This window comes from Belliella baltica DSM 15883, from assembly GCF_000265405.1.
Taxonomy (GTDB): Bacteria; Bacteroidota; Bacteroidia; order Cytophagales; family Cyclobacteriaceae; genus Belliella; species Belliella baltica.
In genome coordinates this window covers 1,235,926-1,260,065 of record NC_018010.1, presented here as the reverse complement: position 1 = coordinate 1,260,065, position 24,140 = coordinate 1,235,926, and the positions used below count along the sequence as shown (strand labels likewise).

Sequence of the window (24,140 nt, the reverse complement as noted above, 5' to 3'; positions counted from 1 at the left end):
TTATCTCGCTTCTAGTCTCTCGCTTCTCAAAAAGGAATCCTCACATTCAGCGCCACATTTCTTCCCATCTGATTCACACCAAAAGGTCTGAAGAGGGATAAGTGATCGACGTAGGTTTTGTTGAGCATATTCGATCCACTGATGTAGATATCAAGTGCTTTTCCACCCATCATCACTTGACTTCCCACATTTAGTCCTAACAAGTAATAACCTGGAGTAGCTTCCTCCAAAGGTGCTTCTCTGTTTTGATCAAAAATGTATGAACCCAAAACACTGATGTATGGATTCTTCAAAGCTCCTACATTATTCAATCTGAAATCAACTGATTGATTCCATCTAAATGCTGGGATATAGGGCAAATAGCTCATGTCTGATCTTCTTTGGCCGATAACCATGCTGTAGGATGTAGATGCTGAAATCCACTTGGCTGCTGTTGGGTGAATATCTAATTCCAACTCACCTCCATATAATCTTGCATCTGCTTGCTCAAACTCCCAAACAGTCAAATCGCCTACAAAATCATCTGTTGGCGCAAAGAAGATATAATTATCAATGTGATTGTAGAACACTTCACCTGAGATAGAGAAATTTGACTTGCTGTATCTGATACCAAAATCAGATTGAACATTCTGTTCTCTAACAAAATCAGCACTCCCTCTTTCAAACCTATTTGTTCCTGGGTGTGGTCCATTTGAAAATAACTCTCCCAAATCAGGTGCTCTGAATCCTTGTGCCACATTCAATCTAAACCTCCAAGTCGAACTCGGTCTAAAGGTGGTCCCTGCACTTGCTGTGACACCATCAAAAGTTCTTGTCAATGTTCTGTCTGCTGGCTCTCCTGGAAGCAAGAATCCATAATCAACAATATGGTCTGCACTGGCATCTGCGGTTACTTTTCTGTAATCGTAACGAACTCCACCTTGCGCTACCCACTTGTCTTTATTGTAGTTCAGTAAAAAATAAATAGATCTATCATCCTTTTTAGCATCAGGAATCAGGTATTCATTGGCATCTTCATAATTTACATTTTGTAAATAAAATCCTTGAATACCCAAGATTGCTTCAACATTTGAAAATATCTCTTTGGCGTATTTGATGTCATACATAAAATTGGATTGTCTTAAACCCAAATCCACTTGATCTTCTGCTGTTTCGACTTCCTCTCTAAAGTTGAAATGATAGCCGAATGTTGCTTTCAACCGATCTTCTCCAACAAAAATATTTGTTTCTGAATTGATAAAGTGATCTCTCACATCTTGGAAAGGCAATTGTACTTTTCTGTCTCCTCGGCTGGTTACCAATTCACTGACATCATTTTCATCAATGATTCCAAGGTTTTGTCTCAAATACGTGTAACGCAATCTGGTATCTCCCCATTTTTTGCGTAGTCCAACTCCTGCTTTGATATTTTGCGTATTGAACCTAGTATTGCCAACAGCATTGCCATCTCCGTCCAAATAATCCGCATGTGATTCTGCTGCTGCTCTCAAAGACCATAAAAATCCATTTTCACTTGCTCCTTTTGCACCAGCATCAGTTCGGAAACCAAGAGAATTGCTATATCCTCTTAAATTCACATCGCCCTCGACAGTTCCTGCTGCAGCATCTTTATCTTCAATCAAATTGACAACCCCTGCCATCGCACCTGATCCATATATGATTGATGCTGGACCTTTGATCAATTCAATATCACCAATTCCAGTTTCGGATAAACCCAAACCATGATCTGCTCCCCATTGTTGATTTTCGAATCTTGCTCCCTGATAGACAGACAAAACCCTACTGAAAGACAAACCTCTAATTACCGGCTTACTAATCCCCGGCCCTAAAGAAATTTCATTTACGCCAGGTGCTTTGGTAAGCGAGGTCATCAAGCTTGGAGAAGGCATTTTGAGAATGGCATCTCGACTAACTTTTTCTATAGAAATAGGTGAGCTTTCCTTACTCATGATGTAAGCGCCAGAGATAACCACTTCATCGATGTTAGAAACAGCTTCTTCCAATTCAATAACCACTTGATTATTTGATTCACTCAATCTTACCACCTCTACTTGTGTGGCATACCCAATAAAGGAAAACTGTATAGTTATATTTCTTTCTGGCAATGATCCAAGCGAAAAAGTACCATCCAACTCTGTAACGACGCCTCGGTTGAGTTCGGGAATGAAAACAGTTACGCCTGGGATCGGCTCTCTAGAGCTTTTGTCAATTACTTTGCCTGTAATATCTCTATTCTGTGATGCCAATGTACCTATAGAAATAAGGCACATCGCAATTAGTATAATTAATCGCATTGCGTTGATTTTAATTTGGGAAAATAAAGTAAGTCCTCACTTTATCTGGAAGACAAAGGTGATTCAATTCAGAAAAAATTAGATACTAGGAGGCCCTCTGTGCTCAAATCCGAATTCTATTTCTACAAAAGATTCTATTGCTTTTACAAATGTATCAGCAGAAGTTCTTGAAAAATCAAGAGCTTGGAAGTCAAATTGATAATCAAAAACGAAATATTCCGCATGTGAAATCAGATCTAGGTAAATCAGTTCTTCTTCCGTGTGACCATGATCTGGCAATTCCTGCTGCTCCTCTGTCAATAGCGGGTGAGCGTGTGTGATGATTCGGCCATTGTCAAGCTCATGGGAGTGAAAAAAGAATACCCCGTTCGCTAAGACACTTAGCAACAACGCCAAACAGAAATGGCTAAACAGCGGTAATATGTTTCTAAACTGACTCACGCTTTACAATAATCTTCAAACTAGATACTTGCTGTTTGGTTGCGAATATAGCGAAGAAAGTTGAGTTGACTTTTATAGAATTACTTTTTGAGGGGATTTTGGGGTTTGGGTGGTGGATTTATTTCAACTTCATTAACATCACAATCGGATTGTCTTCAGCCTGAATCAATCCCAATCCCTCAACTTCCATTTCTTTTTCCCCATTGAGGCTGTACCAAGGCAGAATGATATCCACCAAAAAATCTTTATATACGATTTCATGGTTGATAGCTAAAAAGTAAGAACTTAGATAAACTTCATTCGGAAAAGTAGTAAAATCGTTTAAAAAAGACTTTGTGTGATAGATTTTTCCATTTTGATTAAATTTTATGTATTGATGGAGAAGATTTTCACCATTTTGTTTGTAATAATATGAAAATGCTGTGAATCTAGAGTTGTGAAAATTCAAAACAGGAAAAGAAGCTTTACCCTCTATTTCTGCACTTAAATATTCCATTTGTCTTTCGAGAGACAATGTTCCGATTGAATGATCTATAGCATAAGATCCAAAATCTACTGACATCAGGGGTATAGCTTCTTTATTTTTCAATTGATAAAACGTATTATCGTACATCAAGGAGATGAAAGTTTCATTTAACTCATTTTGAGTGAAGCTTTCGGTAAAAGGTGAAAAACCTGAGCCGCCTTTTTCAATATTCTTTGGAAATAAAGCACTGAGTTGATTGTTATCATTCCTGATAATAATTGCTGCATTAGTCGGCTCATTATTTACATAATTCTCTATTTGTTGAGCTGAAAAATAATACAAATCACCATTTTTTCTCCAAGAATTCGAAAAAGGTGTATCAAAAGAGCTTACGTCTAATAATTCAAAATCTGGAATTGAGTAAATCAGTTTCTTTGATTTACTACCCATTAATTCAATCACTTCAATTGTAGATTCATCATCAGAAACAAATACAGGTCCTAGATTTCGATATTGATCTGGACCTTCTCCTAGTTTGTTTAGCTTTGAAATAAATTTCCCCTTTTTATCAAAAATTAAAACAGCTTTTAATGTGATATCAATTACATAGATAAAATTGTCTTTTATAATAATTTCCTTTGCATTTAATATAATTGACTCTTCTGATGTTTCTAACTTAATAAACTGTACATCATCTACAAATTCAGATAACGGCACAAACTCAGAAGCTAACATAGGATCAATTACAATGGAATTTTCATTCGATCGATCTTTGGTATGACAAGAATTTAAAAAAATCGTTAAAATCAAAACAGTGATAAGTGTTCCAAAATCTTTCATAAATTATAGGATGTAATATAGAATTAAGATTTTTCTCGTTTTGTCAATTATTTAGTTAAATAAAACATAATTAAACTCACCCGACCTAAAAAATCCCTGCGCAGTTCTTTCTGTAATGATCTGATTATCAATAATAACAAGTCATTAGTAAATAATGCAAGTTTTAAACTATTTTTTTTCGCTAATTCATAAGTAGTTGATATTCAGTGATATTATTTTTCAATGATAATAATATACTTATTGTATACAATGATAATCAAGTATTTATATTTCAATCCTATATAGCCACTTTTACATCAAACGCGACTTAAGAATAACATTTGAAAGACGCCTAGTTCTTTTATCAATTATCCCTAATTTTACTGCGTGATCAATTTTAATTATAGACCAGAAAGCTATTTCAATGGCACGGGGCCGAATACTTTGCTTTGTAAGCTGAGTTATCCCGAAAGTCAGTGGGGAGAGGAAATCAGCATTTATGCAAATGCCTTGGATGGTGTGTATTACTATGAAGCGGTGGATTTTTATGGAAATGAAATTAAACTGAATCCCGAAAAATCTGATCAGCCACTGACGCTTCAAGAGCTGATTTTTATGACAGAGACGATGGATGTTGATCCAAAAAGTGCACAAGGAAATATTGAATTGACTTTATCAGGAATTCCGCTAGCGGAAAGTCTGATATATAATCACCTCGAAGTCTATTTCGCCGAAAAGAGGAAGACTTTTGGGATGATCTAAAAATCCAAAATGGTCTCGTAAGCTTTTGACAAAACATGATTGGTTTTGAACCAGTATTCGTAAGTCTCAAATGAAAGACAATCCTGCAATTCCACTCCATGTAATTGGCCTTTTTTCAATCCATCAGATGGCAACCAACTTCTCAAGTCATTCGCCTGATCTATGGTCAGTTGGGATAGTTGCACAAGCTTCTGTCCTTCGATTTCTATGGGTATTAGTTTAGTCATAACTGTCTTATTTTGAACCCAAATCAAATCAAAAAAATCAACTTATTGATTAAAACCAAATTACGATTGTGTTAACTTTCGGGGAATTCTGCTTATGACAAACCTTATCATCGTCGTTATTTTCCTAGTTGTGGGCATTGGGCTGCAGTTTGTAAGGCAAGTCCCTTTTAGTACAGCGCAGTATCTCAACAAATACCTGATCTATGTGGTGTTGCCCATTTTAGCCTTGAAATATATCCCTGAAATTGAATTAGAGCTGTCTTTGCTTTGGCCTATTTCCATTGCGTGGATAAGTTTTGGACTTTCTTGGTTGCTTTTTGGCACTTTGGGCAAACAACTCAATTGGAAAAAATCTCTTACGGGCTGTCTAATCATCACCGCAGGATTAGCAAATACTTCTTTTGTGGGTTTTCCTATCGTCCGAGCACTTTATGGAGAAGAAGCACTGAAAATAGCCTTGTTGATCGATCAGGCAGGATCCTTTATTCTTGTCAGCAGTGTTGCGATCGTCGTGGCTTCTATTTATTCAGATGAGAAAAAACGAAAGCGGGATATAACGAGAAAGATTTTAACATTTCCTCCTTTTATATTTTTCATAATTGCCTTTATGCTCAATTTTTCAGGTTTTCAATTTTCTGCTGGGATCTCTGCTGTTTTTGATTTAGTAACAAAAACCCTTACCCCTGTGGCGCTTATTGCTGTTGGGCTTCAAATCAAAGTAAATGGAAATGCTATACGCTCGAAATACCTTTGGCTAGGCTTAGGCTATAAGTTGGTGTTGATTCCGGCAGTGATCTTTGTCCTTTTTGGATTTATTTTTCGATTGGATGATTTTGTGTTCAAGGTTTCCGTCATCGAAACAGCCATGGCCCCAATGATCACGGGTTCTATCATCGCCATTTCGCACAATTTAGAACCCAAATTAGCCTCGCTATTGGTCGGATTAGGCATTCCATTGTCATTTGTGACTATTGGTATCTGGTATTTTATTCTAGGGTAAAAGGTTCTCGCTAAGGGGCGCTGAGGTGCAAAGGTCGCAAAAAGAAAAGTTTTGATTATGTATTTCAAAAATCCCCTCCGCGTTCCTTTGCGAACCTCTGTGGATTAAATATTTTTGCCTCGGAGAAACGCTAAGAAGCGCAGAGGAAATAAATCGATAACCTTCGGGGTCATAACTGAAACCCAATGTTAATAAAGCTATCCTCACAACTTTAAAACATTCATACTTTGAGTCCACTCCGAAAAGTATTTAAGCTAAAATTACTTGAAAAAGAATGGTTAAAAGCCTTGATTTTCTTTCTGTTACATGCTGGTTTATTATGTTATAAATAGCTATATTACAGATAGTTAAAGTATAAATAGATGTTCAAAAAAACTTCAGAAAAAGCTCAATTAAGCGTGTTTAGCAACCCCAATTCCTTTCTTACAGATCGTTCGGAGCGCTTCTACGAGGAGAATGGAGCTTGGCATAATTTATTTAAGAATCAGGTGACATTAAGGGTTGAGGAGTCTTTATTTGAGGTTTTGTATTCAAAGGAAACTGGAAGCCCCAATGCTTCGGTCAGAATTATGGTAGCCATGATGATCCTGAAAGAGGCCAATCGGTGGAGCGATTCTCAGCTTTTTGAACAATGTAGGTTTAATCTTTTGGTCAGAAGGGCTTTGGGCCTGGTCAATATGGATGATCCAATTCCCTCCGAATCGACCTATTACCTATTCCGAAAGCGTATAGTCGATCATGAAAGGGATGGGAATCCAAATTTGTTGGAACAGACATTTGCATCTGTCACCAAAGGACAGGCAAAAGATTTTCATGTGAGTGGCAGAAGTATACGAATGGACAGTAAACTCCTTGGAAGCAACATAGCCTGGTTGAGTCGGTATGAACTGATCCATGAAACAGTCCAGCTGTTCTGTTCCAAAGCAGACTTCACAAAACTTGAAACAGCTTTATCTCAATCTGAGATGGAGTTGGTAAAAAGTCTGCTTGCCGAAAAAGGTAATAAAGTGGTTTATCGCTGTTCAGGTGAAGAAGTCAAAATAAAGCTGATAGACTTGGGAGTATTGATTTTCAGACTTCTGGATGTCTATCGGGAATTGTCCAATGATTATTATACCATACTTTCCAGGCTTTTTGAGGAGCAGTTTGATGTGGATGAACATAAAATTGTCATACCAAAGCCAAAGGAGTCTATAAGTTCAGACTCAATCCAGTCTCCACACGACACAGACTGTCACTACAGAAACAAGGACGGCAATCAGGTAAAAGGGTATAGCGTAAACGTAACCGAGAGTTGTGACAAGGGAGGCCTGAACCTGATCAGTGGAGTTGAGGTGAAGAAAGCAGATGCTGCCGACAATACCTTTCTTGAAAAAGCTATTATTCAGGCTAAAGAATTGTTTTGTGATCAAGTAGAGAACGTCCATGCTGACGGAGCTTACCACAGCCCATCTAATCAGGATTTTGTAAGCAGCAAAAATGCAGAACTTATCCTAAATGCGATTCAGGGACCAAAAGGAAGATATGATCTGGAGTTGGATGAAAATGGGATTTTGACTGTAAAAGACCTGAAAACAGGGATTCAGCAAGAAGCTTTAAAGATGAAAGACACCCAGAAATGGAGGGTCAAAACAACAGAACACTACAGATATTTTACTGATAAGGAAATAAAAGCATGCACGTTGAGAAAGAAAATAGAAAGTATTCCTCAAGAAGTACTCAATATTCGAAACAACGTAGAAGCCACCATTTTCCAGTTAGGTTATCACTATACAAATGACAAAACAAGATATAGAGGGCTGATCAGGCATAAAATGTGGGCAAACATCCGATGTTTATGGGTCAACTTTGCCAGAATTGCAAAACATGTGAAAAACAATGCCGATAGTGACCTTTTGAAGGTGATATTTGCTCAAATTTGTTTTGCAGAGACCACCACAACAAAGATTAAATCCAAAATCTTTGAAATAAAAACAAAGATCAGGACTATAACTCAAATTTACCTAAATATTAAATTGTCAGCTTTCTCCTGAAACATAGTTTTAGGAGGGGACTCATACTTTCAAACCTTAAAACAAAAGAACCTTCGCATCCTTAGCGAGCTCTTCTCTAATTAGTCCCAGTTTTAGTAGTATCTATCTTCACGGTGTCTGGCTTGATGACAGGCCTGGACTTGTTGCCTAAGACACCACGAAGAATACTTTTGGCTTCTTCCACGGCTTTATCTTTTGTTTCAGACACCTTTTTCTCTGCTTCTTTTTTGGCACTGTCTTGAAGTGCTTCTGACCTGGATTTTAATTCACTCTTGATGCTATCTTCTGCAGCTTTGAATTGCTCAGTCGCTTTTGATTGTAGATTTTCTTTTTCGGAATTAACTCTCGATTTTAAAGCATTTGTCAGCAAACTCTCTATGGAATTTTCACCTGAAAGACCAATTTTGGGACTGTTATAAGTTCCTCCAAGGTTGATCGAAACTGGAATAAGCGTAGAACCTGTAGCTTCTGTACCAGAAATTGTCGCTAGCAAATTATTGGCTTGAGAACCGAATTTACCAGCGGGAACTTGCATGTTGATTAGATAATTGATAGATCCATCAAAACCAGTACTTCCTTGAACATTGGCTTGGTAATCCCAAAGTTTCAAATCTACAGGCCTTAGACTTAGCATACCATCTTCTATGTCGATAGGCAGGTTCAAGTTTTTGAATTGGATTGTGTTGGTATCATTTAATTTGGTCAAACTGGTCACTCCTTTTAAAACAGGACTGTCTTTGAATGCCGCATCGAGAATTCTCAATATCCCATTTCCGTCTAAGGAAGCCAATATTGGCATCATATCTTGACCCAAAAGTCCTGCAAAATCAAATCTTGTAGAAAACTTACCAGTCAGGTGCTCAGCTACTGGGGCAAGTACTTTTACGGTATTGAGCGAGTTGAATGCCTCTGCAATACTCAAATCAATCACATTGAAATTAAAATCAAATTTCGGAGCTGTCAGATCTCGAGGATCATACGATCCATTCATAACGACTTGACCGCCCATTGTGACCATAGATGCTTCGCGGAAGCTCAAGATTCCTTCACGCAAGGTCATACTGCCCTTTACTTGTTTTAGATTCAAATTGTCATAAAGCACCTCGTTTGCAGCAACATCCATCGTGAAGTCAATGTTTTTCGGTAATTCAATCACAGTTAACTCAGAATCTTCTGAATCACCCGATTCCACCATCCATTGGTTTACATTGAATTTTGGTGATTGTAATGCAAGCTGTCCTTTAAGTGTTTCATCATCCTTCAAAAAATAATTCATGTAATTGGACAAGAAACCTGAGGCAGTCAGTGGACTTTCGCCAACCCGTGCATCAAATTTTGTCAAATTGATTCTTTCTGGAGTGAAATCTGCTTTTGCATCATTGATCCTAATTCCTTGTGGCAAGTCTGTTGAAGTGTAATAAAATTTCTGCACCAACATCTCTCCACGTGTATCCAATCTGTTGAATCTTCCTTCTTCTACATCTTTGTAAGATCCCTTTGATTTCAGATCTGCGATGATTTTTCCTTCCATAATGGTATTTTCAATAGGAAAAATGGCCATCATTTTCCCCACATCAACAGTTCCTTCAATAGCACCATCCCAGTTCAACAATTCAAAATCCTGAATTCTTATGTTACCATTGATCCTTTCATCTTCCAGTTCAAAACCAAAATTGCTCAGGTTGACCAAGAAGTCATTCATATTTCCACTTGTATTCAGGATACTCGCGTTGACATTCAGCTTATCGATTGGAGCAGGATAATCAGCACTTTTTACATATCCATTTGTGAGGAGCATTTTGGCATCGATGCTCGGTATAATATTAGCAACAGAATCGTATCTGCCTTTAGCCGTAGCATTGACATCGAGCATACCTTTCAGCGTCATTCCCTCAATTGGAAAAATAGAAGTCAATTCTTCCAAGTTTAATTTCCCAACCAAATTTCCATCAATATCATAAGTCACCAAGTTTTCCAGTAGCAAGCGTCCCGAAATCGGATTGCTTCCAAAATTCATATTAAATGCCGAAATATCTACTTTTGTCAAATCCAGATTATCAGTTGTATTGACAACTTTCATGGCCACATTGATATTGCTTACAGGTTTTGGTAAATCAGGGTATTGGAACATCCCATCTGCTACATTCAAATTAATATCAAATGAAGGGAAGCTGTTGTCATTGTAAATTCCTTTGAAAAACCCATTGAAATCCATAGTCCCAGAAGTTTTGATTCCCTCAAAACTTTCGGAGTATATTCCTGGAACAAGAGATAAGATACTTTTGAAGGTATTGTCTTTTCCTGCAAATTCCATATCAAACTCAATATCATCAGCGGGCAAGGCAACAAAACCAAAGAGATCAAAAAGGAAATCATTGACTGCAAATTCTCCATCTGAAAATGCAAACTTCATATTTTCCATGTCCACATCCACATTGGTATTCCCTCTAAAGCTTTTATTTCTGAGATAATTTGTGCCCTCATAAGTTACATCAGCAATCAAGGCATCCATTTCTACAGGCATTTTGTAAACGTCTGCGGTAAAGTTACCTTTGCCAAGCAGGTGCACATTTCCTAAAGCCATGAAATAATCCAATTGTCTATCGTCATATATGAAATTGAGGTTATTGACTTCAATCAGGTCAACACCAATTTCAAAAGTGCTTTCAGATTCAGCAACCTCTTCAGAAGGTATCGTAATGTCATAATTGGCTTGTCCATCTTCGAGCACCTTCACATAAATGCTACCACCATCCAAATGCATCCCCGATAGCGAAGGTGTATCAGCAAAAAGTACAGACCTCAAATTGAAATCTACTTGAAGTTGATCCACGTGCACCAGTGTATCATTTTGAAAAGGCGGGTTTCCTGTGATACCAAATTCACGCAATGTCACGCTGACATCAGGAAAGCGCTTGAAAACACTCAAACTGATATTGTTGAAATCGTAATGAACTTGTGCATTAACAGATTGAGCGATTTCTTTGTCGATGCGCTCAATGATTTTATCTTTAAAAATAAACGGTACTGCTATCAAAGCAACCAAGAGAAATGCAAAAACTGTCAGTATGATAATGAATGTCTTTTTCATAAAATAGATTTTAATCCCAAATACTTTAAACGTAAAGTGATAGAAAATAGAGAAGCAATTAATGAAAAAGAGTGATGTCAGAAACTATTTATTCCAAATTTGGTCAAGTTCCTTCCAGAGTCCTTCATGTACAGGTTTATTTCCAGCAATAATTTCTCTTCCAAAAAGAAAATCATTGCCTTTTTTGAAATCTGTCACTTCTCCACCCGCCTCTTGTACAATCAAAGACCCTGCCGCTACATCATAAGAGTTGAGGTTGTACTCGAAATACGCATCCATTCTGCCGCAAGCGACATAGCATAGATCTGCAGCAGCACTTCCAAGCCTTCTTAAGCCATGGGATTTTTGCATCAAAACCTTCATGATTTCTAAGTATTCATCAATCTGAGCAAAAGCGCTGTAAGGAAAACCAGTAGCAATCAAGCTTTGAGAAAGAGATGGTGCAGCACTGACGCGGATTGGCGTGTCATTGCAGAAAGCTCCATGACCTTTGAGGGCATAGAAGCATTCATGAAGATTCACTTCATACACTACCCCCAGCACTATTTCATTGTCTTTCATCAAACCAATACTCACACAGAAAACAGGGATTCCATGAATAAAATTGGTCGTACCATCTAGCGGATCAATGATCCAAGTGTAGGTTTTATTTTCTTCCTCACGAGTCCCCTCTTCAGTGATAAACCCTGCTTCAGGCAAGACTTTCGAGAGTTTGTTTACAATTATCTTTTCTGCTTCCTTATCTACATAAGAAACTAAGTCATTAAATCCTTTCTCTTCTACCTTTTTTAGATCAAAATGTTGCCGTTCTTTTCTGATAAAAGCCCCCGCTTCTTTGGCAATACTTTTGGTCTGATCTAGAATTTGATTTAAGTCAATCATGGTTTTGAGTTGGTTGAGTTGATATTTTTTATTAGATACTAATGGATATTGGAAACTTGTGGATACTATATGCGGATGCCTTTGGAAACTAATCAACTGATAACCAATAACTAGCTATCTTAACATTAAAATATCCTTATATCCAATAAAATGTCCACAAATATCATTTTCTATTTCCCTTGCACTACCAATACAATTTCTCCTTTGATTGGATGCTCTTCGTAGTAAGTGATCAGTTCTGCCAAGGTGCCTCTTACGTTTTCTTCGTAGATTTTTGTCAATTCTCGTGAAACACAAGCCATACGCTCTTCTCCAAAAGCTTCGGAAAATTGCACCAATGTTTTCATCAAGCGGTGTGGTGACTCATAAAAGATCATTGTTCTTTCTTCTTCGAGCAAACTCTCGATTCTCGTTTTTCTTCCTTTTTTGTGAGGGAGAAACCCTTCAAAAGTAAATCGATCATTTGGCAGTCCTGAATTTACCAAAGCCGGTACAAAAGCAGTTGCTCCTGGAAGGCAGTTCACCTCAAGTCCAGCTTCCCGTGCAGCTCTGACGAGAAGAAATCCTGGATCTGAAATCGCGGGTGTGCCAGCATCACTGCACATGGCCATGATTTCACCTCTTTCCATTCGATCTATCAACTTCTCTACAGTCTTGTGCTCATTGAAAATATGGTAGCTCTGAAGTGGCCTTTGGATTTCAAGGTGTTTGAGTAGTCTTCCTGTCGTCCTTGTGTCTTCAGCTAGGATTACATCAACAGACTTGAGAACATCTATAGCACGCAGCGTAATATCTCCCAAATTGCCTATCGGCGTAGGAATCAGATAGAGATGAATGTGTTTGTCTTCCGGCATCTTAAATTTTATCGATCGCAGCGGCTAACTTTTTATCTTTTTCTGTCACCACATTTCCTTTGTCGTGGGTCGTTAGCTCAATAGTCACCATATTGTAAACATTACTCCAATTGGGATGATGCCCTTGTGCTTCTGCCAAAAAAGCAACTCTTGTCATAAAAGCAAAAGCTTCTTGGAAGTCACCAAATTCAAAAGTTCTTACCAGTTTATTATTTTCTTCTTTCCACATCTTGTTTTTGATTTATAGTGAGATTACGCCTTCTATTTTAGAAGCACGTTCATAAACATCCAACACCATGCCACTTGATCCCATCATGGCTTGAATTGTTACGCTCACATATTTTCCTTTGCTAGAGCTTTTGGTTTCGATGCTGTTATTAGGCAAAAGTGCGGCTACTTCGTGTTCTTGTCCCGTTGGAACAATAAATTTAAACATATACAAAGCCGGGAAGGTCATCTGAGCTTCTAGTTTTTCCTTGAAAGCTTCTTTATCGAATGTCTTGTTCATATGATTACGAATTTAAGGGATAAACGTCATTGAAAAAAATAAAAAAGTCAACGGGGGACAGACAACGGTCAACAGCAAGATTGCCCCCTCATAAAATAGGTTGACAGATCATTGACTGAAAACCGAAAAGTGTGGAAAACTTTTTATGTTGAAACCAAATGTATAAATTAAATTTAACTTATCAGAATAAGCGGAGATGGGCTCTGCTGGGGAGCAACCCATCAGGGAATACTTCTGATCGACTGAAAAGAGCTTTGCTCTTGGGCAGTCCGAATCAATTCGGACTGCTCTTCTTTTTTAGCCTCTTTTTGGTCGTCTTATTCCTCCGAAAACCCTTTTTTTCCATCGGTGTATTTGTGGAGTTCTAGCGTGGTGGTATTTGCCATATCTGCTATTTTTCTCTCGTACTCTACAGGACTCAACCATCCTAGACCTTCCTGTTTTCGCTCATAATTATAGAATCTGATTATCCTTCTTATCTCTTTTTGCAGTTCGTCTCCATGGGAATCCCGTACCGTTGGAATAAGGTGATGTTTGATCAAACCGTTTCTCTGTTCTGCATAACCATTCATTAAACAGTTTTCTGCGCAGCTTACCTCGACATCCATGTCTGTAAGACTTTTCAGGTAAAGTCTCGAAAAATATTGAGACCCTCCGTCAGTGTGATGGATGCAACCTCTCAGATTTTTCTTCCTCCTCAGCTTTACCCATTCATCTCTAGCCTGCTTTGCTTCTTTCGCTCGCATCATAGAACCAAAACCAATCCCAACTATCCGTGAACTATACAGATCTGTGAGGCAAAACAGATAAAAACGTTTGCCAAACAGCGTAAGATAGGTTAAATCGCCTACAACTACCTGATTAATATTGTTGATTAAAAGTCCATTGATAAGATTGGAGTAATTCCAGCTCTGCATCGAAGACCGTGTCGTAATCACCCTGACACTCATCGGGGCTAGTGTCAAACCATGCTCAGACATTAGCTGTTCAAACTTATTGACTCCTATCCCAAACTGACCCTTAATATCCAGATTGTAATATAAAGACCTTGAGCCTGCACGCCTGTCTTTTTTCTGTCTATAGTTCGTTACTAAGGTTGATACCGTTTCCATCATAAATTTTTCCCTCTCAAAGACCTTACATGCCTTTGAAAAACCCTGACGGCTGATGCCAACATAAGCATAAAACCGCTCCATGGAAATCCCGTGCTCATCTTGTTTAAACTTGATGGACAGTAGCAACGGGACAGTCATTTTTTTTCGAAATCTTCTCCAAGCCGATCCTTTGCCAGACGGATAACTTCGTCTTTGTGGATAAGCTCAACCTGTTGCCTACCAATAAGCTCTATGAGCTTTTTATTCTCTTTTTCTAGAGACATGATCCGATCATAGTCCTTACCGGTTGTAATCAAGATCCTACCAGGAATACTCTTTTTCCCATAACGTTCCATCCAGACTCTAATATTTTGAGTCTTTACCTCATACCGTTTAGAAACTTCAAGAATAGTAGTCTTCCCAGTTTCTATTAATTGAACCTGTTCCTTACGGAACTCCTCGCTAAATCGTCTGCGATGTCTTTCTTCTGTTGTCATATGTGGACTTAATTTAATAAATTTATCCACAGTTTCGGCGTCAACCTATATCATGAGACAGCAGATATATTAGTTGTAAGGAAGTTGCATTTAGCTCATATAAGCAAACAAAAAAACCCGTGAGGTCGTCACGGGTTTTTTTAAACATATTTTCGCTTCTTTTAGAAGAATTTGTATCTGTAATCTTTCACCTTAGCCAAATCCTCTAATGCCATCATAATCATATAGGCAGTTCTTTGGGAATTGTTTTGAGTGATTTGATTTTGGTAGCTGGAATAATCTGCTACTTCTCCTGCCGGCGTGATTGAATTCAATTTAGCAACGATAACTCCAACATCTTCATGAATTGGTTTGGTCATCTCACCTGAATTCTTCAGCCCAAAGATCGCTCCGATTGCTTTAGGTGCAAAACCAACTCCAGGAAGTACACTTGAACTCAGGTTTAAGTCAGGAGTATTATCCAAAGAAGCCGCCTCATCAAATGCTGCCTTAATTTCTTCAAGCGTCTTCATATCTTTGATTTGCTCGGAGATTTTGGCTGCTTTCTTTTCATTTCTTACTTGGATCGTTGCTTGCACTCTTGCTTGATCTAAAGAAGCAGTCCCTTCTTCATATTTACCTTTCAAATTGGCAACCACATAGCTATTGTCCAGTTCAAAAACTTGAGAAACACTACCTACAGAAGCATCATTGAATGCCCATCTGATGACTTCTCTTGCATTGGCTTGATTATTCAAATTTCTAGCGAAAGCATCAATTCCGTTAGCCTGAATGATTCTATAATTTGAAGCCTCAGCATTTGATTTGAACTCACTTGAATTGCCAGAACTAGCTGCAAAAGCATCTGCATTTCTGAATGCATCATTTCTAGTAACGTCACTTGGACCAAGTTCTAGTTCAACTGTCGCTATTTTAAAAGTCTCGGTTTTTGGCATTTCCGTCACATTGATGATATGGAAACCATATTCCGTTTCTACCAAGGTGTTAATTAAGCCAGTTGATCTAGTAGCAAAAACTGCATCTGCGAATTCAGTTACGAAATCTTCTTTTGCAAACCATCCTAGATCACCACCTCTTTGTGCTGTACCATCCTGTCCATATTGAGATGCTGCAGTAGCAAAGTTCAATCCTTCTTGGATGTCTTTCAAGACTTCTTCAGCATTTGCTCTTACTTCTGATTTAGCTTCATCTTCAAGCCCATTTGTTCCAAAAAGAATATGGCTTGCACGCATTCTTGCTATGCCGTCATATTTAGCATTGATCTTATAAGAAACATAAGTAGATCTAGAAGTAATGAATGGACCATAAGTCTCACCTGCTACAATCTCATCTACATTCAATGTCAATGATTCAGGTAGGTTATCCCCTGGAAGGTAAGTTCTGAAAGGATTTTCTCCTTCAGAATTTCTGATAGCAAAAGCAGAGTCTGTCTCCGTAGCTCTCAATTCCTCAGTTAAAGTAGTAATTTCAGAAATTACTTCTGCGGAATCTTCCGCACTAGGTAATAATTCAAAAACTACATAATCTAAGTCAGCTGAATTAGAAACTTTAAACTTGTCTTTGTGCTTACTGATATATGCTTTTAGATCTGCATCAGTAACCTCAACTTCAGAATCTGGTACGGCATAGAAAGGAATGAATACATGATCCACGTCTGCAATACTGTTTGAAGATTTGTGTTGAAGTTTGGCTTCAGCGGTTGTCGCATAATCAGAAGTTGCTAACAAATTATCATATTTGATTCTCAACCTTGCATCTGCAAATAGTTTTTCTTGTTGTGCCCAAAAAGCTCTTTGCTCAGGTCCTGCATCTTCCAAACTTTGTAGAAAAGTGATCAATTGGGTTCTGTCAAATTCTCCTGTAGCAGGATTTACCAATTGCTGTCTTAGCTCAGCAACGATATTTTCGCCTTGAACCATATCCACCAACTCTGCATCAGAGATAGTAAGACCCAATTCTTCATATTGATTTTTGAAGACCTTCTCTACGATCAATGCTTGCCACGCTTGTTCACGTATGCTATACATCTCAGGCTCTGATGGAGTTCTTCCTGTATTCTGCTGGAAAGAGATCTTCACCTCTTCGATTTTACGAATGTATTCTTCATAAGGAATACTTTCACCTGCAATCTCACCTACTTCATTGGAATTGCCACCCAAAAGGGTTGAATTTGGGCTCAATATATCTCCTCCAACGAGGAAAAATATCAAACCTACTGCAATTACACCGATTGCAAGACCTGTTCTCTGTCTGATTTTTTTAATTAATGCCATTCTTCTGGTTTTTTGAAGTGCCGCAAAATAATTACATCTAAAGCTAAATTCAAAATATTATCGCTGTCAATAAATTACTTCTTGGAAATTAATGCGGAATTGACTTTGATTTTCAAAGTATCTATGCGGTGGTCCTGCTTGGCCACTACGGTAAAGGTAAATGCCCCATAGGTGACGGATTCACCTTTATTGGGGATATTTTCAGCCAATGAAATCACTAATCCAGAGAGCGTTTCGAACTCTCCATAAGGTAATTCCCAATTATATTTATCATTTAAATAATCTATCTCATGTCGGGCACTCATCAGGTACTCATGCTCTGAAACCTTCTGCTCTACTAGATCATCATTGTCATATTCGTCTTGGATCTCTCCAAATATCTCTTCTATGATGTCTTCCATGGACACAATTCCACTGGTTCCTCCAAATTCATCCACTACCAAAGCCAAACTTTTTCGCTCTTGAATAAACTGAACCAAAAGCTCATTGGCTAATGCCGATTCTGGAACAATGATGATAGGAGTGAGGATGTCTTCTATTGTCTTTGGTTTTTTGAATAGCTCCAATTGATGACAATATCCAATGACGTCATCAATCGTCTCACGATAAACGATGATCTTAGAATGACCGCTCTCTGCAAATACTTCCTTCAGGTCTGTAATGCTTTCTTCGATTTCTACAGCAGCAATATCAGTACGGGGAACCATACATTCTCTCACCCTAATCGTTTTGAATTCTACTGCATTGTCAAAAATCTTTGAATCAACCTCCACTTTAGCATCTTCTCCAGCTGCATGAAGGTTGTTTTGAATGAAGCTATTCAAATCTGTCACCTTAAAAACAGGCTTGTCTTCGGAATATTCTAACCTCAAAACATGGGTGATAAAAAATCTAGAAAGCCCAACTACAAACCATACCACTGGATACATGATGACATATATAATCATAAATGGAACCGAAAGTCCAGACAACAAACTATTTGGGTTAAGCATAAAAATACTCTTAGGAATAAACTCAGCAGTGATCAAAACCAAAATAGTAGAAAGCACTGTTTGAATAAGCATGATGCTGACTTGATTGTCTAGGTTTTCTGGTACCCAACCTTGAATCCAAGGCTCTAAAAGACTCGCCATAAAAATCCCATAAAGCACCAAGGCAATGGTATTTCCAATGAGTGTAGTTCCGATAAATTGCCCCGGACTTTTCACAAAGTTAGAAAGGATTTTTCCTGACAATTGACCCTGTTTGCTCTGAAGTTCTATTTGAAGCTTATTTGCAGAAATAAAAGCAATCTCAACACCTGAAAATAGGGCTGAAAAAATTAGCGTAATCAATACGTAGGTAAAATACTGATATTCCATTACTTTCTTTTACTGGATTTTTTAGCTTTTGATTGCTGTTCCTTTTCTTTTTCTTCAAAGATAGCAGCGTTTTTCCGATATCTGTACCAAAACAAAAAAACTACTGCAAGCATGAAGACTGGATAAGACAATGAAATTCCTGTCGTAATCGTCAAATGCGTCCCAATAATCACCAATGCGGCAGATAATGATAAAAGTATGATATCAAGTAATTTCATTTTTGATCAATATTTTGAGAGCAGATCTGAAATTTCATTCATAAGCTCTTTGCGGTGTGTGTTTATGCTAAGATCGTTTTATTTAATTTTCTTCTCCAGGAATGACCGTCCTACTATCTATGACTTTCTTGATTTCGTATTCGCTGAAAGACTCATCGGCCTCCATTCCTGTACCTTTGATCAAGCGCTGTGGATCCTGGATGGTAACAAATTTTTCTGTATATATCTTTTTTGTGACTGGATTCCAAAACAACTCTTCAGAAGCTAATTTCTGCTGTTTTTCTAGATTCTCAACTTGCACATCTCCTTCCCCTCTGTACACACCATCCTTTCTTATGTAATAACCTCTATCTGCACGAATAGTGGTTGTCAGCTCCTCATTATCATTGTAAAAGAAGATTTCTATTCCTTCAGGAAACTCGTAATCTCCACTTGAAAACTCTAACTGCTTCTTTGCTTTTAGGTTAATTTTGATTCTCGTGCTATCTGAATGAAATAGATCAACATCATAAGCAATTCCTGTAGGACCAAGATAGCTCTCCATAAAACTAGTATCCACTTCCTCTTTGCAAGAAAGAAGATTTATGCATAACAATAAGAGTATAAAAGGCGAAAATCTTGACATAACACAAATATAAGAAACGCTTAGAAACAGAAAAAAGGCGGTTAAAAAACCGCCTTTTAAAATCTAATTAATTTATTTTTTAGTCTCTCGTAGCCAATGTTACAGTCTCACCAATCCAACAACCTGTGTTGATGGTAGAACCTGGTTGTAAACCTTCTGTAAACAATTCTTCTTTAGAAGGGAATTGGGCTTTTGCGGACGCCATGCCAGATGAACTTCCTGCTCTTTGATAAGCATTGTAAGCTGCGATATATATTGATCTATCTTTAGCTCTACTCACACCTCCTTTACAATCATTGAAGGATTCCATGTACAATTGTGCTATGGTCAACCAAGCGTCTTTTGCTTTTTCTTCATCAAGTTTAGCTGCCTCTAAAGCCGCAGATCTAGCAGCGCTTTTTCTACCTGCTTGTGCATGAACTTTTGATAAGTCCAAATATACATCAGCTTTTTGGCTGTCTGTCTCAGCAAGTGTCAAAGCTTTCTCCAAGATAGGTTGTGCTTTGTCATATTCTCTATTTTGTAAATATCTCAAAGCTCTAACTTGCGAGGTTGCAAACGTAGGATTCTTAGAATCTATTAGTTCAAGTGCAGTCATGAACGCTTCTGTATTAGTACAGTTATACTGAACTGAATACTTGAAAATTTGATCTGCTAGAGATTCATTTGTAAGATCCGCTTTCAATTTTGCTCCAAGCGTATTTTCAATGAAATCACAATCTATCAATTCCATTGCTACAATTAACTGATCTCTAGTTGAAATAGGTACCGAAACGTCAGCGCCATTAGCTTCAGCAGTTTCTGCAAGAACAGTTATTTTATCGCAAACAGATAAAATCTCCTCTTTTGCATAAGCTTGATTATAGGCATAGTTTCTATAAACAAGGTCATAATAACAAGCAAGTAAATCAACTGTCTGAAATTCACCATTCACTTCTACTACTCTGTCAAATGTGCTTAACACATCAGGAATCTTAGTTTTATCATTTTTGAAATATTGATAGCCGTAGTATGCTTTGTTTTCAATCCATCTTGCTTCGTTATCAAATTTCTCTTTTCTAAGGTCAAATACTGTAATTACAGAGTCCTGATAAACTCTTTGTTGAGCTTCATCAGAAACAGTACGTGCAGCGCCATGATAAACTTTTACACCATTGATGTATATAGATTCATTTAAATCAGGAGCATTTACTAAAAGCCAGTTTAGTGGCTTAGTCGCTTCTACAAATTGCTCTGAGTTCATATAATCCACATAGGCAGCGTTATATTCTCTAGCAGTTTTTTCCTTCTCTTCATCAGAAGGCCAATTCCATCCATCTTGAGCTTGGGCAAATCCTAACCCCATGAAGGTCACTATCCCGGCTAATACAAATTTAAGTTTCATAGGTGTTTTGTTTATTCAAATGATCGTTTATAAAACCAAGAGTTATCGTTGAGAGAAAATCCTAAACTAAAGTTTACATAATTTTCTCTAATCAGTCCATTATTTGTCGAACCTCTCGTTCCGACTTTGATGGCTAGATTTACCATAGACAGGGAGTTTAGAGGAATCGAACCTCCAAAATTGATGCCAACATCCGTAATCTGGGATTGGTTGACTATGTATGGAGTTTGTTGATATTCGAGTCCAACTCGGTACATGGTGCGTTTCAGCATGTTATCCATCGACGTGACGTCAGGTGTCCATTGACCTCCTAATCCAATTTTAAAGCTTTCACCAAGTTCTCCAGATTCACCTGTAAAGGACCTATATTCGGTAAAATCTTGAAATTGAGCTTCAAGACCAACTACAAATTTATTAATTTTTTCGAAAGAAATACCATAACCTAATTTATTAGGAAGAAATATTTTCCCTCTATCATTATCATTGATCACATCTCCGGGTTCATCTGGGTTGTTTGCATTGCCCAAGTCAGCCACTTTTGCAAATTGTTTCCCACTGATATCTCCAAAGGCATGATACATCATTCCAAGGTGAAGGTTACTTCTTTCTCCAGTTTTGAAGAAATAATGAATTCCACCCTTGACCGTAACATCAGCTACGGTAAATCTTTCATAGTATTCGGAAGTTGCTCCTATGGGAGTTCCAGCAGAGTCCACTAATGACAATTGATTGGTTCTGATTGTAGAACCAAATAGGTAAGAACCATGAATACCAATGCTTAAGTTTTTGGCAATCATGTAACCTGTTGACAAATAGGCTTCTGAAATACCCCCTTCACCTTCTACCCTGTTGATGGATCTTAGATCTGAATTAGCAACTTGCCCATTCACCAAAATGTTATAATTCACGCCACTAATTTGGTTTAAACCCATTCCAACACTCATTTTCCCTGAGTTGATCGGAAGTGACAAAGCCAAATAAGATAAGCCTCCACCATCTAGACCTTCACTTTCTGAACTTGTAGCAGCCTGAACAGAACGGTAGTTCATAGCTGCTTGAAAATTAAAAACTGTGTTTCTAGAAGCAAGTGCGGGATTGACATTATTGATAGACCAAGCAGTGCCGTAGCTAATTCCTAATCCACCCATGGCTTGGTTTTGAGTAAGGCCACCATAGCTGAATTCTCCAAGACCAAGCGCACTGTAAGAAGAAGCACTTGATTGAGAAAAAGATTCTGAAAATATGAAAAAGGCACCTATGGCACCGATAAATCGTAATCTATTTTTTATTGACATTGTAAGTTAATATTCTATTCAATCCGTAAAGGACCAAATTGGGGATTACAAATATGTGGTCTTTTGTTAAGGTTTCAAAGAATTTTGAGTCTCCTCCACAAATAATGACCTTTAAATCTTGATGTTGCTGTTGATAAGCTGCTATAAACCCTTCGATTTCGAAGAGTATACCATGATATACGCCACTCTGAAGTCCTGATTCAGTTCGGTCTCCAATTATATTTATTTTTTCATTTTGTTTTAATTCTGTCAAGGGCAATCTCGCTGTCATTTGATGCATGGCTAGAAACCTCATCTTCAAACCCGGAGAGATAGCTCCTCCAAGAAATTCATTTTTCTCGTTCAGAAAATCATAGGTGATGCAACTTCCTAAATCAATAGAAAGCAAATTACCTTCACCAAATATGGATCTAGCACCTACCGCAGCAGCTTTTCTATCTACTCCCAAAGTATCGGGCGTCCCATATTTATTTGTGATTGGAATCGCCGACTGTCTTGTCAAGTAGAGAAATTCAAAGTCCAACTTCATTTTCAAGTCTGCTTCGCTAAATTTCACCGAGCTGATGATGCAATGTTCAAAGTCTAAAGTTTCAATTTCCAGAATAAACTCTTCCAAAGATTCAAAAGCCTTTTCAAGAACAATTTGCTCATCTTCAAAAAGGGCTGTTTTGATTCTTGTATTGCCAATATCGATGATCAGATTTTTCAAATAAGCTTACTTTTACTTCTCAGTAATGAAATTTTTAAATTGAACATTCGGCTAAATTAGTCATTTTCATCCTCGGGCTGTTTTGAAAAGATTATTTTTAACTTTAAGGCTGAATATTTAACAAAAATTAACCGCTTGCCATGTCTCAACCATATCATATGATCGGCTTGATGTCCGGAACTTCCGGAGATGGTCTTGATATCGCCTATTGTCAGTTCACAAAATCTGCGCAATGGACTTTTAAAATTGTGGAGGCTGAAACAGTTGCTTTTCCGAGTGCTTTGGAAAATCAACTCAAAAATTCACATCAGCTTTCAGGCCTGGAGCTTCATCTTTTGGATGTTGCCTTTGGAAAATGGATGGGTGAGGAAAGCAAAAAGTTTGTCGCAAAGCATCAGATCCAAGTAGAGGCCATTGCCTCACATGGCCATACTGTCTTCCATCAACCTGAAAAAGGTCTTAGTCTTCAAATCGGGAATGGCTGGGCGCTGCATGCGGCTTCAGGCTTGCCCGTTATCAATGACTTCCGCATGCTTGATGTGCAGCTAGGAGGTCAAGGTGCACCTTTGGTTCCTATCGGAGATATGCTGCTTTTCGATGTGTATGATTACTGTATCAATTTGGGTGGCATTGCCAATATCAGTTTGGATGCTGCAGGTCAAAGGACTGCCTTTGATGTCTGTCCTTTTAACTTACTTCTAAATCATTATGCTCAGCAAAAAGGGATGCCTTATGACAAAGGTGGAGTTCTTGCAAGCAGCGGGGTTTTGTTCCCGGAAATTTTAAGAGAGCTCAATGAAATTCCATTTTACCATAAACGAGGAGCAAAATCACTTGGAAGAGAAGATCTTGCGGTGTTTTATGATATTTTAGAAAAGTACCCTAATGTACCGATAGAGGATAAATTACATACCTTGATCATCCACTATGTTTATCAGATCAAAAAAGTCATCCCGAATGCAACAGGGAAAATGCTCGTAACTGGTGGAGGGGCCTATAACAGTTATTTTATGAAGGAATTGAGCAAAGCTTTGGGCGAAAATCTGGATATTCCTAAAGCTGATCCAATCCTTATCGACTTTAAAGAAGCGCTTATTTTTGCCTTTTTGGGAGTGCTTCGCTTAAGAAATGAAAATAACTGCTTGGCTTCTGTGACGGGTGCTAGTCGAGATAGTTGTGGGGGAGTGATTTATGGGAACTAAATAAAATCAGTGGAAATCCCCAATATCAGCGCCATTCCGATTTTCGGGACAGATTCAGCGTGCTAATGATGTATTGAATGCAATCCAGCCTTTCAAAAATTCCAC

The 24,140-nt window shown here is 38.0% G+C and carries 22 protein-coding genes; 4 read left to right on the top strand and 18 right to left on the bottom strand.

Translation table 11 applies throughout. The features are described from left to right. Positions 1 to 26: 26 nt before the first annotated feature. The 3 genes from BELBA_RS05850 to BELBA_RS05840 form a co-directional block, all read right to left on the bottom strand. The gene (locus tag BELBA_RS05850; RefSeq protein ID WP_014771822.1) at positions 27 to 2,294 is read right to left on the bottom strand and encodes a TonB-dependent receptor; all 2,268 of its coding nucleotides are present in this window, start codon (positions 2,292 to 2,294) and stop codon (positions 27 to 29) included. 78 nt (positions 2,295 to 2,372) lie between these two features. Then, a complete protein-coding gene (locus BELBA_RS05845) occupies positions 2,373 to 2,735 on the bottom strand; it encodes a hypothetical protein (protein WP_014771821.1) in 363 nt (120 codons plus the stop codon). Between the two features lie 118 nt (positions 2,736 to 2,853). Beyond that, complete coding sequence (locus BELBA_RS05840; RefSeq protein ID WP_014771820.1) at positions 2,854 to 4,041, bottom strand: 6-bladed beta-propeller; 1,188 nt, start codon at positions 4,039 to 4,041, stop codon at positions 2,854 to 2,856. A gap of 366 nt (positions 4,042 to 4,407) precedes the next feature. Between BELBA_RS05840 and BELBA_RS05835 the strand changes: the two genes are divergently transcribed. Further along, the gene (locus BELBA_RS05835; RefSeq protein ID WP_014771819.1) at positions 4,408 to 4,782 is read left to right on the top strand and encodes a hypothetical protein; all 375 of its coding nucleotides are present in this window, start codon (positions 4,408 to 4,410) and stop codon (positions 4,780 to 4,782) included. On the opposite strand, the gene BELBA_RS05830 is transcribed toward BELBA_RS05835, so the two are convergent. Beyond that, positions 4,779 to 5,009: a hypothetical protein gene (locus tag BELBA_RS05830; RefSeq protein WP_014771818.1), complete on the bottom strand. Its 231-nt coding sequence runs from the start codon at positions 5,007 to 5,009 to the stop codon at positions 4,779 to 4,781. The genes BELBA_RS05835 and BELBA_RS05830 overlap by 4 nt on opposite strands. Positions 5,010 to 5,103: 94 nt before the next feature. Here BELBA_RS05830 and BELBA_RS05825 point away from each other — a divergent pair, with 94 nt between their 5' ends. Then, a complete protein-coding gene (locus BELBA_RS05825) occupies positions 5,104 to 6,009 on the top strand; it encodes an AEC family transporter (protein WP_014771817.1) in 906 nt (301 codons plus the stop codon). A 362-nt stretch (positions 6,010 to 6,371) separates the two neighbouring features. Beyond that, entirely contained in the window at positions 6,372 to 8,042 is a 1,671-nt protein-coding gene (locus tag BELBA_RS19035) for a transposase (RefSeq protein ID WP_014771816.1), read from the top strand. Between the two features lie 76 nt (positions 8,043 to 8,118). On the opposite strand, the gene BELBA_RS05815 is transcribed toward BELBA_RS19035, so the two are convergent. From BELBA_RS05815 to BELBA_RS05750, 14 genes are all read right to left on the bottom strand, one after another. Then, entirely contained in the window at positions 8,119 to 11,133 is a 3,015-nt protein-coding gene (locus BELBA_RS05815; protein WP_014771815.1) for an AsmA family protein, read from the bottom strand. Between the two features lie 84 nt (positions 11,134 to 11,217). After that, positions 11,218 to 12,015, bottom strand: a complete 798-nt coding sequence (locus BELBA_RS05810; protein ID WP_014771814.1) for an inositol monophosphatase family protein — start codon at positions 12,013 to 12,015, stop codon at positions 11,218 to 11,220. Between the two features lie 170 nt (positions 12,016 to 12,185). Further along, the gene (gene rsmI / locus BELBA_RS05805) at positions 12,186 to 12,869 is read right to left on the bottom strand and encodes a 16S rRNA (cytidine(1402)-2'-O)-methyltransferase (protein WP_014771813.1); all 684 of its coding nucleotides are present in this window, start codon (positions 12,867 to 12,869) and stop codon (positions 12,186 to 12,188) included. Position 12,870: 1 nt separating this feature from the next. Beyond that, entirely contained in the window at positions 12,871 to 13,098 is a 228-nt protein-coding gene (locus BELBA_RS05800) for a 4a-hydroxytetrahydrobiopterin dehydratase (protein WP_014771812.1), read from the bottom strand. Between the two features lie 12 nt (positions 13,099 to 13,110). Then, positions 13,111 to 13,377: a DUF493 domain-containing protein gene (locus tag BELBA_RS05795; RefSeq protein ID WP_014771811.1), complete on the bottom strand. Its 267-nt coding sequence runs from the start codon at positions 13,375 to 13,377 to the stop codon at positions 13,111 to 13,113. A gap of 317 nt (positions 13,378 to 13,694) precedes the next feature. Next, on the bottom strand, positions 13,695 to 14,630 hold the full coding sequence (locus tag BELBA_RS05790) for a DDE-type integrase/transposase/recombinase (RefSeq protein WP_014771810.1): 936 nt from the start codon (positions 14,628 to 14,630) through the stop codon (positions 13,695 to 13,697). Next, a complete protein-coding gene (locus tag BELBA_RS05785) occupies positions 14,627 to 14,968 on the bottom strand; it encodes a transposase (RefSeq protein WP_014771809.1) in 342 nt (113 codons plus the stop codon). The genes BELBA_RS05790 and BELBA_RS05785 overlap by 4 nt, the downstream gene beginning before the upstream one ends. 161 nt (positions 14,969 to 15,129) lie before the next feature. Further along, positions 15,130 to 17,241: a peptidylprolyl isomerase gene (locus BELBA_RS05780; protein WP_014771808.1), complete on the bottom strand. Its 2,112-nt coding sequence runs from the start codon at positions 17,239 to 17,241 to the stop codon at positions 15,130 to 15,132. A 74-nt stretch (positions 17,242 to 17,315) separates the two neighbouring features. Then, positions 17,316 to 18,602, bottom strand: coding sequence for a hemolysin family protein (locus tag BELBA_RS05775; protein WP_014771807.1), 1,287 nt, complete (start codon positions 18,600 to 18,602; stop codon positions 17,316 to 17,318). Next, positions 18,602 to 18,820: a hypothetical protein gene (locus BELBA_RS05770; protein ID WP_014771806.1), complete on the bottom strand. Its 219-nt coding sequence runs from the start codon at positions 18,818 to 18,820 to the stop codon at positions 18,602 to 18,604. The genes BELBA_RS05775 and BELBA_RS05770 overlap by 1 nt, the downstream gene beginning before the upstream one ends. 82 nt (positions 18,821 to 18,902) lie before the next feature. After that, a complete protein-coding gene (gene lptC / locus BELBA_RS05765) occupies positions 18,903 to 19,364 on the bottom strand; it encodes an LPS export ABC transporter periplasmic protein LptC (protein WP_245531139.1) in 462 nt (153 codons plus the stop codon). A 160-nt stretch (positions 19,365 to 19,524) separates the two neighbouring features. Next, positions 19,525 to 20,829 (bottom strand): tetratricopeptide repeat protein, encoded by a 1,305-nt coding sequence (locus BELBA_RS05760; RefSeq protein WP_014771804.1) that lies wholly within the window; start codon positions 20,827 to 20,829, stop codon positions 19,525 to 19,527. An 11-nt stretch (positions 20,830 to 20,840) separates the two neighbouring features. Beyond that, positions 20,841 to 22,124, bottom strand: a complete 1,284-nt coding sequence (bamG, locus tag BELBA_RS05755; RefSeq protein ID WP_014771803.1) for a BamG family beta-barrel-assembly machinery protein — start codon at positions 22,122 to 22,124, stop codon at positions 20,841 to 20,843. After that, a complete protein-coding gene (locus BELBA_RS05750) occupies positions 22,108 to 22,833 on the bottom strand; it encodes a type III pantothenate kinase (protein WP_014771802.1) in 726 nt (241 codons plus the stop codon). The genes bamG and BELBA_RS05750 overlap by 17 nt, the downstream gene beginning before the upstream one ends. Positions 22,834 to 22,973: 140 nt before the next feature. Here BELBA_RS05750 and BELBA_RS05745 point away from each other — a divergent pair, with 140 nt between their 5' ends. Continuing rightward, positions 22,974 to 24,035, top strand: a complete 1,062-nt coding sequence (locus BELBA_RS05745; RefSeq protein ID WP_014771801.1) for an anhydro-N-acetylmuramic acid kinase — start codon at positions 22,974 to 22,976, stop codon at positions 24,033 to 24,035. Positions 24,036 to 24,140 lie beyond the last annotated feature (105 nt).